The following is a 12,994-nucleotide window of genomic DNA, read 5'->3' as shown; positions in this document are numbered from 1 at the left end:
CTCCCATCCGGCAGAGTTGCCCCATGGACGACGACGGGCGCGGCGAGGACCGGTTGCGGTTGCTGGTGCGCAGCGTCCAGGACTACGCGATCTTCTTGCTCGACACCGGGGGCCGGATCACGAGCTGGAACGCGGGCGCGGAACGGATCAAGGGCTGGACGGCCGAGCAGATCATCGGGCAGCACTTTTCGGTGTTCTACCCGCCGGAGGACGTGGCGGCGGGCAAGCCGGCGTGGGAGCTGGAGGTCGCGGCCCGGGAGGGGCGGCTGGAGGACGAGGGGTGGCGGGTCCGCCAGGACGGCACCCGGTTCTGGGCGAACGTGGTGATCACGGCGTTGTTCGACGAGCGGCACCGGCTCGAGGGGTTCGGGAAGGTCGCCCGCGACATGACCGAACGCCGCGCCGCCGAGGAGGCCTTGCGCGAGAGCGAGGAGCGGTTCCGGCTCCTGGTGCAGAGCGTGCAGGACTACGGGATCTTCATGCTCGACCCGGGCGGGCACATCTCGAGCTGGAACGCGGGTGCCGAGCGGATCAAGGGGTGGACCGCCGAGGAGATCATCGGGCAGCACTTTTCGGTGTTCTACCCGCCGGAGGACGTCGCGGCCGGGAAACCGGCGTGGGAGCTGGAGGTCGCCACCCGGGAGGGGCGGCTGGAGGACGAGGGGTGGCGCGTCCGCCAGGACGGCACCCGCTTCTGGGCGAACGTCGTGATCACGGCGTTGTTCGACGAGCGGCACAGGTTGCAGGGCTTCGGGAAAGTCACGCGTGACATGACCGAACGCCGCAACGCCGAACAGGCCCTGCGCGAACGCCGCCGGCTCGTCGGCCACCTCGTCGACGCCCAGGAGGTCGAACGGCGCCGGATCGCCTGGGACGTCCACGACGAGTCGATCCAGTCCATGGTCGCCGTCGCCATGCGCCTGCAGCTGCTCGCCTCGCGGCTGCCGGAGCCGCACGCGAGCGCCGTGGCGGGGCTGGACGAGTCCGTGCAGGCCGCCATCGGCCGGCTGCGGGGCCTGGTGTCCCGGCTGCGCCCGCCGGAGCTCGACCGCCACGGCCTGGTCGAGGCGGTGTCCGGCTACGTCGACGACGTCGCGGGTCGCTGGGGACTGGCGCACTCGGTGCGGGACGAGCTCACCGCCGAGCCGTCGCCGGCTGCCGCGATCACCCTGTACCGGATCTGCCAGGAAGCGCTCAGCAACGTCCACAAGCACGCCCGGGCCACCCGCGTCGACCTCCACCTGTCCACAGTGGACAACGGGACGCTCGTGCGGATCACCGACGACGGCGTCGGCATGGCCGCCGGCGACGCCGCCGCGGGCCACTTCGGGATGGTCGAGATGTACGAACGGGCCGAAGCGGCCCACGGCTGGCTGTCGGTGAAGAGCACCCCCGGCCGCGGCACGACCGTGGAGTTCTGGCTGCCGATCCTGCCCGACGTCCCAGGACTGGAGCCATGACCGAGGTGCGGGTGCTGATCTCCGACGACGACGAGATGATCCGGGACGTCCTCAAGGAGGTCCTGGACTCCGAGTCCGACATCGCCGTGGTCGCGGTCGCCGGGGACGCCGACGAGGCGATCCGGCTCGCCGAGCACCACCGGCCCGCGGTCGCGGTCCTCGACGTCCGGATGCCGGGCGGCGGCGGGGCCCGGGCGGCGCGCGAGATCGCCCGGTGCAGCCCGGACACCGCCATCCTCGCCTTCTCGGCCTACGCCGACCGGGCGTCGATGGCGGGACTGGCCGCGGCCGGCGTGACCGAGTACCTGGTCAAGGGCGTGCCGAACGCGAAGATCGTCGAGGCCGTCCGGCGGCTCGGCCGGGCGTCCTGAACGCCTCAGCCGACCGGCCGGGGGCTCATCACGCCGTAGAAGTCCATCGGCAGCACGGTGAACAGCCGCCGCACGGCCCGCGACCGGCCGGGGTCGACCGTGAGGTGCGCGCCGGCGGCGTCGGCGAGGAGCTGGGCACGCAGCAGCGAGTTCAGCCCGGCGACCGAGATGAACGTGACGCCGGACAGGTCGACGACCACCTCGGTGACGTCGCCGCGGATGCGCGTCCGCAGGAGCTCGTCGAGCAGGCGCGCGGTGCTCAGGTCGACCTCGCCGCCCACCCGGACGGAGACGGCGCGCGGGGCGGGGTGCGAAACGTGCAGGGTCATGCGGCCGGCGTCGATCCGGCCGCGGGGGGAGATGAGCTCGTGGTCGGCCGAGCGAGGTTCAGGAACCATCGCGGCACACCCTTTCATCGGGCAGCGGGGGCGAGCCGGACGTAGGGCGAGAGGGTGCCGGTCAAGGCAGCCTGCCGGCCCGGGCGCGGAACGTCCGGCAGCGGCTGACGGCTCAACCGTGAGCCCTCAGCATAGTGCAGATGCACTAGGTGGACCACGGGGGTGCACCTTGCCGACCGCAATGGGGGACAGGCGGCGGCTCACGGCGCCCGTGCGGACCGGCCTGCAGGCTGGCGGCCCCGAGCCGCAACCGCCAGGCTGGCCGGTGCGGAAGGAGCACGCATGCCCACCACCGTCGTCAACCTCAAAGGCCACCGCGACGACCCCGGGTACGCCGACGTCGTCTACGTCGGGCGGCCGATGCACCGGGGCGGCTGGCACCTCGCGGGCTCCGAGCTCGCCAGCCCGTTCCGGCCGGGCCCGGACGGTTCCCGCGAGGAGGTCCTGGCCCGGTACCGCGAGCACCTGCTGTCCCGGCCGGACCTGCTCGCCCTCCTGCCGGACCTGCGCGGGAAGCGGCTCGGCTGCTGGTGCGTCCCCGAACTGTGCCACGCCCAGGTGATCGCCGAGATCGCGGATCACGGGCCGTAACGAACCACACCCCCTCCGCGAGTAACCTGGCGACACGAGGGGGTGATCGACGGTGTCCGCGCGACGACTCGGAGGCTTCGATCAGGCGGAACTGCCGGCGGCTCACCGGATCCGGTGGTGGGTCGCGGCGGTGACGGCGGGACTCGTCGCGGCCGGCTTCGCCGTGGTGCCTTACCTGCCGTTCTTCCAGGGCTGGACCTTCGTCCGGGACCCGAAGGTCGCGAGCGTCATCACCTGGACCGTCCTGCAGACGTCCGTCGTGGTCGTCGGCGCGGTGCTGACGCTCTACTTCATCGGCCGGGCCCGCCTGGAAGCCGCCGCCTTCCGCGCCAACCAGATCGACATCCGGCTCTTCGCCGACGAGCGCCCCGAAGGCAGCCACGACCGCGAGATCGACTCCGCGGTCGAGCTGACCGCCGCGTTCAAGCGGATCCTCAACGACTCGCGGCTCTACACGCCGACCCCGGTGCCGGGGGCGGGGAGCTCCTACGACTTCATCCAGATCGTCGAGCACGCGGGCGACGCCGCGGAAGGCTGGTGGAAGGCCGCGACCAAGCTGGTCCGCCTCGCCCAGCCGCCCGCCGCGTTCACCGTGACCGGCACGGTCCGGCCGGGCAACACCACCGGCCGCTACCAGCTCATCCTGGAACTCGTGCGCGTCCCGCGGTTCGCCGCGAGCCCGCTGGTGATCGAGGACGAGAACTGGCCGCGCGTGCTGCACCGCGCGGCCAACGCCGTGGCCGCGCTCGTCATCCCGCGCAGCGCGTACGTCCGCACCAACATCCACTGGGCGGCCTGGCGCGGCGCGAAGATCCCGTACGAGCTGTTCGACGCCTACCAGCGCGCCAACCACTTCATCACCCACCGCCGCTACGACGAAGCCCTCGCCGAGTACTACCGCGCGGTCAGCCTCGACCCGTCGAACGTCTACATCAGGCTCGAGATCGCCGCCCTGCAGGAGCAGCTCGACCTGCACCTCGACGCGCTCGCGACGTACGACGACGTGATCACCGTGTGCAGCCGGGGCCACCCGGCGCTGGCCCGCTGGTGGATCGGCCCGGACTTCGCGCGCCAGCCGCGGCACGCGGGCCGCGGGCGCGCCGTCGCGCTGCTGATCGCCCGCTACCGGCACGCGCTCGTCCTCGGCCACGGCGACTCCGTGGCCGGCTCGTGGTGGGTGCGGCGCACGACGGCGGGCGCGCCGGGGGACGCCCGGGCGCTGCGCCGGACCGAGCTGCGGACGGCGCTGGAGCTGCGCTTCCGCCGGTACGTCGAGCTCGACGTGCGGGTGCGGCCGTACGCGATCCCGCCGGAGAAACGCCTCGAACTGCACCGCCGGGTGCTGAAGGCGACGGTCGAGGAGATCGTCGTCCACGAGGCGACGCCGGAGCGGCTCGCCGAATACAACCAGCGCGCCGCCGAGATGCGGTCGTACCTCGGCGCGCTGTCGCAGTACGAGATCGAACGGCTCATCGCGGACTACCGCCGGTTCGGCCGGCGCTGGCGCAGCAGCTGGCACCAGCTGACCAACCGCGCGCTCGACCTGTCCCTGGTCTGGTCGGTGGTGCGGCGCGCGATGGCCGACGTCGAGCCGGTGACCGGCGCGGTCCCCGTGCCCCAGCCCGCCTACCCGGCCAGCCGGGTGCGGCTGGCCGACGTCTGCCCGGACCGGCGCTGGCCGCCGGATCCCCAGGCCCTCGACGACACCGTCGAAGCCGCCGGTCCCCGCAAGTCGTGGGAGGAGTGCTACAACGCGGCGAGCGTGTACGCCGTGGCGATGCTCGAAGTCGGCCCGCGCGGCGAACGCGACCTCCGCGACCGCGCGCGCAACCCGCGTCTGGTCGGCGAAGCGCGGGACGAAGTGGCCCGCCGCGCCGTCCGCGAGCTCTACCACGCCGCGACGATCAGCCACAGCGGGCGGCTGCCGGAGCGCCGGTCGTGGGTGATGGGGGAGGACCCCGACCTCGTCGCGCTGCGCGGGCACGAGCTGTTCCGGGTCTTCGAGATGGTGACGTTCTCCCCGGACCGCGCCGCGCCGCTGCGGCCGCAGCGGGCCCACGTCTGGGAACAGGTCAGCTACGTCCGCCGGCTCGTCGGCGAGATCGCCGCCTGCCGCGCGCACTTCTGGCGCGCCCGGGCCGCCGACCCCGGGCCGGACGACCGGACGGTCGACCGCTGGCGCTCGGCCGACCGCGACGCCTGGCGCAAGCTGGCCGACCTCGCCACCGGCAAGCAGGACTGGTACACGCGCTACCAGGCGATCTGCGCGTTCCGCGCGTGGTCGGCCGACTCGGGCTACCCGGGATCGATCGCGGGTTTCCCGCTGTACAGCGAAGAACGGCTGCACGCCCAGCTGCGCGGCGCGGCCGGCCGGGGCGGGAAAACGGGGCTGGACGCGAACATCGTCGTCCGCGAGTACGTCCGCCTGTGCGACCAGCGGCTCGACCAGCTGGCCGCCGACATCGCCGAACTGGCCGAGCAGTCCCCGGTCACCGGCTTCGCGGCGTGCGCCGACCTGTGGACGGCGCTGAGCACGTGGTTCGACGACGACATCGCGGACGGCTCGTCCGCCGCCGACCGGCGCGAACGGTTCCGCAAGCTCGCCCGCCCCTAGGACGCCGGCTCGACGTCGTCGCGCAGCGGTTCGAGTTCGGCGGGGATCGCGTGGCGCTGCACCAGCGGCTGGATGGCTGCCGGATCCCGGTGGGGCCGCGGCGGAGCGGTGAAGAGCCAGGCTCGCCAGTTGGCGAACACCAGGTCCCAAGGCGCGCGGAGGTCGGCGAGCTTCGCGTCCAGGTCCGGGGGCGGCTGCTTGGCCACGGTGGTGTGCGCCGCCCGGCCGATCTGCCACGCGTCCGCCTCGAACGACAGTTGCAGCTGGTAGACCCGATAGATCTGGCGGTACTGCGCGTACGCCAGCTCGAATCCCTTCTCCAGCTCCTTGAACCGATCCTGGAACGCCGAGCCGGCGACCGGCATCCGCGGGTTGCCCGGCTGCTTCGGGGTGGCGACGTAGTCCTTGTGGAAGTCCTGCACGTCCTGGAGGGACCGGTTCCAGGCGACGCGCTTCTTCTTCAGCTCGGCCTGCACGTCGTCGTTGCTCGGGATGGTCTTGGCCCAGGAGTCCGCTTCCGCTTGCTCCTCCTGGGTCAGGCCGCCCCCTTGCTGCTGGGCGGTTTCGACCACGCCCTGATCCATGTTCAGCGATTTCGCGACCGAGGCGGCGATGGTCTTGGCGTCCCGCCGCTCCTTCTTCTTGCCCGAGGCGGCCGCGAGTTCCCGGGCGCACAGCAGCCGCGCCACGCGGAAGAACTGCTCGGCGTGGCGGCTTTCGTGCAGGACCGTGTCCGCGAGTTCGGCACGCTCCTGAGTGCCCAGAGCGGGTCGCTGCAGGGAAGCGAGGGACACGTCCAGGATCCACACCGCGGGGTTGAACGTGCCGAGAACGGAGCCGCCGGTCCCGGCCAGACCGGGGAACAGGCCGATCTTCGGGACGCCCACCCGGGCGAGCCCGGCGTTGATGGCCGCGGCGAGTGCCTTCATGCGGGAAGTCGCGTCGGCACCGGAATCACTCCAGTGGTCGAACACCCCGGCCAGGCCGCCGACGAAACCGCCGACGTCGGCGGCGAGCCCGGTCGCCCGCTGCACGACGGGACCGCGCGATCCCGTGACCATGCGCTGCACCGCCCGGTTCCCGGCCTGCTCCTGCAGCGCGAGCAGCAGCCGCTCGCGGCCGCGCAGGTCCGGACGCCGGTCCGGCTGCCGGGCGGGCGGTGCCACCCGGGGTCGCTCGCCACGGTCCATCGCGTCCGCTGCTCGGGCCATCAATCCGGTATCCCAGCCGGGACGATCACCGGGAACGCGCGTCCGGGACGCGCCGCGGGCGGAGATCCCTGCCCGTCCGGGCAGGACTAGGACCGTCTGGTGTAGCGGTGCTTCACCCCGACCGGGAAGTACTCCGGGTCGCCCGCCGGGCGCAGCACGACGTCCGGCCGCTGGCGCTCGGCCGGCACGTAATGCGCGAACTCGCTGTTGAGCCGCCGCAGCTGGCCGGCCACCGCGTCGGCGATCGCGTCGGCGTCGGCGGTCGCGCCCGGGGCCGTCTCGACGGTGATCCGCAGCCGGCGGTCGCGGTCTTCGTCCTCGACCGACTCGATGACGAACTTGCCCGTGACGGTGTCGCTGATGCCCGGCTGCTCCAGCCCGACGGTCACGTTCTCCGGGTAGACGTTCGCGCCGAAGAACGACACGGTGAACAGCGACCGGCCGAACACGTACACGAACGGCAGCTCCGGCCCAGGCGGCGGCGTGAAGCCGTGGCGGGCGCAGAAGTCCAGCAGCTCCGTGTGCGGCAGGACCCCGCCGTCGTCGGCGATGTGGTAGCGGATCAGCGGAATCCCGCCGTCGCCGGTGAAGACGAGCGTGCCCTCGTGGACCTCGAAGAAGCGGCTCGCCGGGTCGTACTGCACCAGCGTCGGGAGCCGCGCGTCGCCGAAGACTTCGCGCGCCAGTTCGGGGTGGTCGGCGAAGAACCGGCGGATGCCGGCCGACATCGGCGTTTCGGTGCCGAGGACCCCGGCGTCGGCCGTGCCGTACAGCGACGCGATGTGCCGCACCGGGTCGGTCACCCCGGCCCGCCGGCCCACCAGCTCGCGCCACTGCTCGCTGAAGACCTCGCCGGCCAGCACGAGCTTGATCGCGTACGCGGGCCAGTCGACGCCGTCGGCGACGCCGGTGTCGACGACGTCCTTGACGAACGGCGGGTAGCCCAGCAGCACGACCTGCTCGAAGTGCGGCGCGAGTTCGGGGAGCACGCGCAGGATTTCGGCCTTGTTGTTGCCCGGCGCCACCACGGTGATCGGGCAGCCCTTGGCCGCGAGGTGGCGCACGCACGCCGTGGTGAAGAGGCCGCCGACCCAGGTGCCGAGCGGGAAGCAGACGACGGCGAGGGTGCTGCGCCGGTCGGCTTCGAAGGCGTCCACGAGGACCGTTTCGAACCGGCGGGCGACGTGCAGCTCGTCCTCGAGGGCGCGCGGCCAGATCGTCGGGTGGCCGCTGGAACCGGAGGAGACGGCGATCATGTCGAGCCCGGCGAACGTGCCGCCGCGGCACAGTTCGGGCAGCGGGAACTTCCGGTGGTAGCCGTCCTTGTCGAGCAGGGGCAGCGTCCGGAAGTCGGCCATGGTCCGGATTTCCCCGGGCGCGATGTCGTGGTCGCGGAGGAACTTCCGGTACGCGGGCACGGTTTCCGCGGTCCGGCGGAAGAGGTCCAGGACGTGGTCTTCCGGCGGTGGCCCGGGCGGGTCGAAGAAGGTGTCGAGCGCCTGCCGCACGCGGGTCTGCCGGCCGAGGTCCATGATCGCCGAGCATAGCGGGGGCACGTGTCATGATGGGCGGCGTGAGCACGTCCGCGGAGCAGCAGCCCGCCGGCCCGCCGTTGACCCTGTACCTGGTCAAACGGCTCGAGCTGGCGATCCGGGCCCTGCTGGACGACGCGCTGCGCCCGGTCGGGCTCACGACGTTGCAGTACACGGCCCTGACGGTGCTCGACGCCAGCGGCGCGCTGTCCTCGGCCCAGCTGGCCCGGCGTTCGTTCCTGCGTCCGCAGACGATGCACGAAATGGTGCTGGCGCTGGAGAAGCGCGGGCTGATCGCGCGGACCCCGAAGCCGGACAACCGCCGAGTCCTGCTGGCCGGCCTGACGGACGAGGGGCGCGCCCTGCTGGCCGGCTGCGCCCCGGCGGTCGCGGAGGTGGAGGACGCGCTGCTGGCCGACCTGAGCCCGGGCCAGCGCGCGACGTTCCGCGAGGGGCTCCAGCACGGGGTGCTCGCACTGGGTGCGCTGTCGTCGCATCGGCGTTCGCAGGAAGGCTGATTTCTACCGGCCCCGCAGCTGGTGTACCGGTCTCGGCCATGTGGCGGATTTACTCAGGCTTGCTGACAAAAAGTGCTAGTCCGGTCGAGTGGTAGCGCCAGGTGGCGCGTTGCCGGGGTGTGGAGAAGGCCGTTGGGGGGTACGTCCCAGACCTGCTTTCAGCATCCGGAGGTAAACCGACCGTGACCAGGGCCCGCGACAGGGGTGGCGTCAGAGCCGCCACCCGGCGCGCGCTGGTGGTCGTGGGCGCGGCGGCGGGCTTGTGGCTCGTGTCGTGGTTGCTGTCGGGGCATGCCGAGGCCGCGGGGCGGGATTCGGATCCGCTGGGTGCGGTGGTGGCCGCGGTGTCAGGGGAGCCGTCCGGTGGGGCGGAGGTTTCGCCGATCTCGCGCGCGGTTCGCGCTGCGGGGATTGTGGCCAAGCCGGTGCCGCCGGTTGCGGCGCCGGTTTCGCAGGTTGTGCGGCCGGCCGGCTCGGTGGCTCGGGCTGTGCCGCGAGTTGTGGCTCCGGTGGTTGAGCCGGTGTCGCAAGTCGTGCGTGCGGCGGCTCCTGTGGTCGAGCCGGTTGTGCGTGCGGCGGCTCCCGCGGCCGAGCCGGTGTCCCCGGTCGTGCGTTCGGCTGCCGCGGTCGTCGAGCCGGCTTCGTCCGTTGTGCGTGCGGCTGCCCCTGTGGTCCAGGTGGTGCCGCGAGTCGTGGCGCCGGTGGTTGAGCCGGTTTCGCAAGTCGTGCGTGCGGCCGCTCCCGTAGCCGAGCCTGTCTCGCAGGTCGTGCGGGCTGCTGCCCCGGTGGTCGAGCCGGTTGCGCGAGCCGTCGCCCCCGTGGCTCAGGTGGTGCCGCGAGTCGTCGCGCCGGTGTCCCAGGTTGTGCGTGCGGCCGCCCCCGTGCTCGAGCCGGTCTCCCAACTGGCCGACGGTGCCGGGTCGCTGGTCAAGCCGGTCCTCGAGCCCGTCTCGCAGGTTGTGCGGGCGGCCGCTCCCGTGCTTGAGCCTGTGTCGGATGTGGTGCGTGCCGTCAAGCCGGTGCTCGAGCCGGTCCTCACCCCGGTTGGGCAAACCCTCGAACCCGTGGCCACCCCGGTTACCGGGACCGTCGTCGCTCCCGCGGTGAAACCCCTCGGAGATCCCGGACCCGGCACCGAAACCGCCGACCCACTCGCCGCCGAACTCCACTTCACCCCGGCCCTCCGAGCGAAAACTCCGTCACCGGCGGCAACCCCCGAACCCACGGCAGCCGCTCGATCCGCCCGCACGGCCGGCCCGACCGCCCAAGCCCGCGACTGCGCGAGCCCGGCCGTGAACCCCGCCGCCAAGGCCCACCGCGCGGCGCAGCACCGCGCCACGCCCGCGCACCCGGCCGGCGTGCCCGGGCACACCCCGGCCCCCCGGTCGCCGGCGCCTGCCGATGCCGCCTGCGGGACCGCCCCCACCATCCCGCCCGCCTTCCTCGTTCCCGATCACGGGCCCCGCGCGGCGCCGGCGTTCACGCGGTCGCACGGGAACTTCGTGCCGCTCTGGCGGCCTTGCGAGCCCGGTACCGGCCCCGGCTGATCACCGCCCCGATCAACCTCGTCGTCGCGGTGCGCGGCGTGCTCCGCGCTGCCCGCCACCGCCACCACCACAACCCACACGTCAAGAGGGGCGAAATGGAAGCGAATGTGTTCGATCTCGGGAAAGTGCGAAGAGACGCGGTGGTCACCATCCGGCTGGACGCGATGGCCAACGTCAGGCTCCTGACGGAAGTCAACTTCCAGGCCTACCGGCGCCGGCAGTACTACCGGATGCACGGCGGGGTGGCCACCGCACCGATGTTCAAGATCCACATCCCGGCCAACGCGCACTGGTTCCTCGTGCTCGACGTCGAAGGGCTGGAGAACCTGCCGCTGCGGCCGCGGGTGAGCGTCGAACCGGAGCCCGCCGTCATGGCTCGTGGACGCACCGGCCCCCGGTGAACGTCAGCGCGACCTTCGCGGCCCCGATCTCGTGCTCGGGGCTTGCGAAGGGGTCGCGGTCGAGCACCACCAGGTCGGCGCGGTGCCCGGGGCGGATCGTGCCCGTGTCGTCGAGGTGGTTGACGTAGGCCGAACCCGCCGTGTACGCGGTGATCGCTTCGGCCAGGCCGATCCGCTGGTCCGGCAGGAACGCGGGGACGTCCTCGCCGTACGGGACCCGGTTGACCGCGACGTGGATGCCCTGCAGCGGGTCGGGGCTGCTCACCGGCCAGTCGCTGCCGGCGGCCAGGGCGGCGCCGGCCCGCAGCAGGGCGCCGAACGGGTACTGCCACGCCGCCCGTTCGGTGCCGAGGAAGGGGATGGTCAGCTCGTCCATCTGAGGCTCGTGCACGGCCCACAACGGCTGGATCGTCGCGGTCGCGCCGAGCCGCGCGAACCGCGGGACGTCGTCGGGGTGCACCACCTGCAGGTGCGCGAGGTGGTGGCGCCGGCCGGGGCCGTTCGCCGCGCGGGCGGCTTCGACGGCGTCGAGCGCGTCGCGCACCGCGCGGTCGCCGAGCGCGTGGAAGTGCACCTGGAAGCCGTGCGCGTCCAGGAGCGTCACGTACTCGCGCAGTGCCGTCGCGTCGACGAAGCTCAGTCCACTGTGGCCGGTGCCGCAATACGGACCGAGCATTGCCGCGGTGTGGTTTTCGGCGACGCCGTCCAGCATGATCTTGACGGTCTCGGCGCGGAACCCGCTGCGGCGCAACGACTCCCGGCGCTCCAGGAGATCCGGGAGCTGCTCGGCGCCGCGGTCGCGGTCCCACCAGAGCGCGCCGGTGACGCGGGCGCTCAGCAGCCCGCGTTCCGCCGCGGTCGCGTACGCCCGCGACGGGTCCGGCATGCCGCCGTACGCGCCGAGCAGCGCGTCCTGCCAGGCGGTGACGCCGAGCGAGTGCAGCAGCCGCTGCGCCCGCAGCAGCCCGGCGAGCTCGTCGGCCTCGGTGACCGGCGGCAGCAGCCGGGTGACGAGGTCCATCGCGCCTTCCTGCAGGACGCCGGTGGGGCCCTCGGCGTCGCGTTCGACGCGGCCGTCCGGCGGGTCCGGCGTGTTCGCGGTGATGCCGGCGCGGAGAAGCGCGGCGCTGTTGAGCCAGGCGCCGTGGTGGTCGCGGTTGACCAGGACGACCGGCCGGTCGGCGACGACGGCGTCGAGCAGCCGGCGGTGGGGGAGCCCGCCCGCGAAGGTGTCCATCGACCAGCCGCTGCCGGTGAGCCACTCGAGCCGCGGGTTTTCCCGCGCGTACGCGGCGACGGCGTCGAGGCAGCTCGCGACGCTGGTGGCGCCGGTGAGGTCGCACTTGCCGAGTTCGACCCCGCCGCCGACGGCGTGGATGTGCGCGTCCTGGAATCCGGGCAGCAGTAACCGGCCACGCAGGTCGACGACCTCGGTGCGCGGGCCGATGTGCGGGGCGGGACCGTCGCCGACGGCGCTGATCCGGTCACCGCGGACGGCCGCGAACGCGGCCCGGCCGCCGCTCGTGAGCACGGGGCCACCGGTGAAGACGAGGTCGGCGGACATGCCCCGATCTTCCCGCATCGACGCGCCGTCGCGGGGTACCCGGCCGGGATGCAGACGTTCCTGCCCTGTGCCGACTTCACCGCCAGCGCCCGCACGCTCGACCGCCGCCGCCTGGGCAAGCAGCGCGTCGAGACGCTCCAGGTGCTGCGCGCGCTGACCGTTCCGGGTTACGGCTGGCGCCACCACCCGGCCGCGAAGATGTGGACGGGGTACGAGGAGGCGCTGACGCGCTACGGCCTCGAGGTGTGCGCGGTGTGGTGCGAGCTGGGCGCGGCGGACACGTGCGCGGTGAAGCTCACCGACGAGTTCACGGCCGCGATCGGGCGGACGGCGGTCCGCACCCAGGCCGAGCTGGCGGCCGCCGGCGATGTCCCGCCTTGGCTGGGCGACGAAGCCCTGCACCGCAGCCACCGGTCCGCGCTGGTGCGGAAGGACCCGGAGCACTACGCGGCCCGGTTCCCGGAGGTGCCGGACGACTTGCCGTACGTGTGGCCGGCATCGGATCGCCCGCCGCGGGCCGCGTGAGAGGAGCGGCCACGAACCCGGCCGCCCGCGCGCCCGCCTGAGCGGAGCCGGCCGCACCGCCGCGCCTTGCCGCCTCGCTCCGCGCCGCCCGCCGCGACTCGCCGCCCCGGCCCGCCCCGGCCCGACCGCCGCGCCTTGCCGCCTCGCTCCGCGCCGCCCGCCGCGACTCGCCGCCCCGGCCCGCCCCGGCCCGACCGCCGCGCCTCACCGCCCCGCCCGACCGCCCCGCCGCGCCGCCCGCCGCGCCTCACCGCCCCGCCCG

The 12,994-nt window shown here is 73.4% G+C and carries 12 protein-coding genes; 8 read left to right on the top strand and 4 right to left on the bottom strand.

Features of this window, described 5'->3' with window-relative positions:
• Nucleotides 1–23: 23 nt before the first annotated feature.
• Nucleotides 24–1,460 (top strand): PAS domain-containing sensor histidine kinase, encoded by a 1,437-nt coding sequence (locus BLV96_RS06925; protein WP_086674625.1) that lies wholly within the window; start codon nt 24–26, stop codon nt 1,458–1,460.
• Entirely contained in the window at nt 1,457–1,831 is a 375-nt protein-coding gene (locus BLV96_RS06920; RefSeq protein WP_086674626.1) for a response regulator, read from the top strand. The genes BLV96_RS06925 and BLV96_RS06920 overlap by 4 nt, the downstream gene beginning before the upstream one ends.
• Nucleotides 1,832–1,836: 5 nt before the next feature.
• Here BLV96_RS06920 and BLV96_RS06915 read toward each other — a convergent pair whose 3' ends face one another.
• Entirely contained in the window at nt 1,837–2,229 is a 393-nt protein-coding gene (locus tag BLV96_RS06915; RefSeq protein ID WP_086674627.1) for an STAS domain-containing protein, read from the bottom strand.
• Between the two features lie 282 nt (nt 2,230–2,511).
• On the opposite strand from BLV96_RS06915, the gene BLV96_RS06910 reads away from it, so the two are divergent.
• Together BLV96_RS06910 and BLV96_RS06905 are read left to right on the top strand one after the other, a co-directional pair.
• Entirely contained in the window at nt 2,512–2,820 is a 309-nt protein-coding gene (locus BLV96_RS06910) for a DUF4326 domain-containing protein (RefSeq protein WP_086674628.1), read from the top strand.
• A 52-nt stretch (nt 2,821–2,872) separates the two neighbouring features.
• Nucleotides 2,873–5,434: a tetratricopeptide repeat protein gene (locus BLV96_RS06905; RefSeq protein WP_086674629.1), complete on the top strand. Its 2,562-nt coding sequence runs from the start codon at nt 2,873–2,875 to the stop codon at nt 5,432–5,434.
• On the opposite strand, the gene BLV96_RS06900 is transcribed toward BLV96_RS06905, so the two are convergent.
• Together BLV96_RS06900 and BLV96_RS06895 are read right to left on the bottom strand one after the other, a co-directional pair.
• Nucleotides 5,431–6,645: a hypothetical protein gene (locus tag BLV96_RS06900; RefSeq protein WP_208608165.1), complete on the bottom strand. Its 1,215-nt coding sequence runs from the start codon at nt 6,643–6,645 to the stop codon at nt 5,431–5,433. The genes BLV96_RS06905 and BLV96_RS06900 overlap by 4 nt on opposite strands.
• A gap of 86 nt (nt 6,646–6,731) precedes the next feature.
• Complete coding sequence (locus tag BLV96_RS06895; protein ID WP_086684357.1) at nt 6,732–8,177, bottom strand: phenylacetate--CoA ligase family protein; 1,446 nt, start codon at nt 8,175–8,177, stop codon at nt 6,732–6,734.
• 29 nt (nt 8,178–8,206) lie between these two features.
• On the opposite strand from BLV96_RS06895, the gene BLV96_RS06890 reads away from it, so the two are divergent.
• The 3 genes from BLV96_RS06890 to BLV96_RS06880 all read left to right on the top strand — a co-directional run bounded on the left by BLV96_RS06890 (nt 8,207) and on the right by BLV96_RS06880 (nt 10,643).
• Complete coding sequence (locus BLV96_RS06890) at nt 8,207–8,695, top strand: MarR family winged helix-turn-helix transcriptional regulator (RefSeq protein ID WP_086684360.1); 489 nt, start codon at nt 8,207–8,209, stop codon at nt 8,693–8,695.
• Nucleotides 8,696–8,877: 182 nt separating this feature from the next.
• Entirely contained in the window at nt 8,878–10,242 is a 1,365-nt protein-coding gene (locus BLV96_RS49035) for a hypothetical protein (RefSeq protein WP_143050922.1), read from the top strand.
• A 95-nt stretch (nt 10,243–10,337) separates the two neighbouring features.
• A complete protein-coding gene (locus tag BLV96_RS06880; RefSeq protein ID WP_086685181.1) occupies nt 10,338–10,643 on the top strand; it encodes a DUF1883 domain-containing protein in 306 nt (101 codons plus the stop codon).
• Here the strand turns inward: BLV96_RS06880 and BLV96_RS06875 are convergent.
• A complete protein-coding gene (locus BLV96_RS06875) occupies nt 10,612–12,207 on the bottom strand; it encodes an amidohydrolase (RefSeq protein WP_086685178.1) in 1,596 nt (531 codons plus the stop codon). The genes BLV96_RS06880 and BLV96_RS06875 overlap by 32 nt on opposite strands.
• Before the next feature lie 48 nt (nt 12,208–12,255).
• Between BLV96_RS06875 and BLV96_RS06870 the strand changes: the two genes are divergently transcribed.
• Nucleotides 12,256–12,732: an MSMEG_6728 family protein gene (locus BLV96_RS06870; protein ID WP_091388882.1), complete on the top strand. Its 477-nt coding sequence runs from the start codon at nt 12,256–12,258 to the stop codon at nt 12,730–12,732.
• Nucleotides 12,733–12,994: the final 262 nt, after the last annotated feature.

It is taken from the genome of Amycolatopsis pretoriensis (genome assembly GCF_900107925.1).
GTDB lineage: Bacteria > Actinomycetota > Actinomycetes > Mycobacteriales > Pseudonocardiaceae > Amycolatopsis > Amycolatopsis pretoriensis.
This window is presented reverse-complemented; position numbering and strand designations above follow the sequence as displayed.

What these genes read in the sequence shown, in the direction of transcription:
- BLV96_RS06925 (WP_086674625.1), top strand. Translation starts at nt 24, where the DNA reads ATGGACGACGACGGGCGCGGCGAGGACCGGTTGCGGTTGCTGGTGCGC.
- BLV96_RS06920 (WP_086674626.1), top strand. Translation starts at nt 1,457, where the DNA reads ATGACCGAGGTGCGGGTGCTGATCTCCGACGACGACGAGATGATCCGG.
- BLV96_RS06915 (WP_086674627.1), bottom strand. Translation starts at nt 2,229, where the DNA reads ATGGTTCCTGAACCTCGCTCGGCCGACCACGAGCTCATCTCCCCCCGC.
- BLV96_RS06910 (WP_086674628.1), top strand. Translation starts at nt 2,512, where the DNA reads ATGCCCACCACCGTCGTCAACCTCAAAGGCCACCGCGACGACCCCGGG.
- BLV96_RS06900 (WP_208608165.1), bottom strand. Translation starts at nt 6,645, where the DNA reads ATGGCCCGAGCAGCGGACGCGATGGACCGTGGCGAGCGACCCCGGGTG.
- BLV96_RS06895 (WP_086684357.1), bottom strand. Translation starts at nt 8,177, where the DNA reads ATGGACCTCGGCCGGCAGACCCGCGTGCGGCAGGCGCTCGACACCTTC.
- BLV96_RS06890 (WP_086684360.1), top strand. Translation starts at nt 8,207, where the DNA reads ATGATGGGCGGCGTGAGCACGTCCGCGGAGCAGCAGCCCGCCGGCCCG.
- BLV96_RS06880 (WP_086685181.1), top strand. Translation starts at nt 10,338, where the DNA reads ATGGAAGCGAATGTGTTCGATCTCGGGAAAGTGCGAAGAGACGCGGTG.
- BLV96_RS06875 (WP_086685178.1), bottom strand. Translation starts at nt 12,207, where the DNA reads ATGTCCGCCGACCTCGTCTTCACCGGTGGCCCCGTGCTCACGAGCGGC.
- BLV96_RS06870 (WP_091388882.1), top strand. Translation starts at nt 12,256, where the DNA reads ATGCAGACGTTCCTGCCCTGTGCCGACTTCACCGCCAGCGCCCGCACG.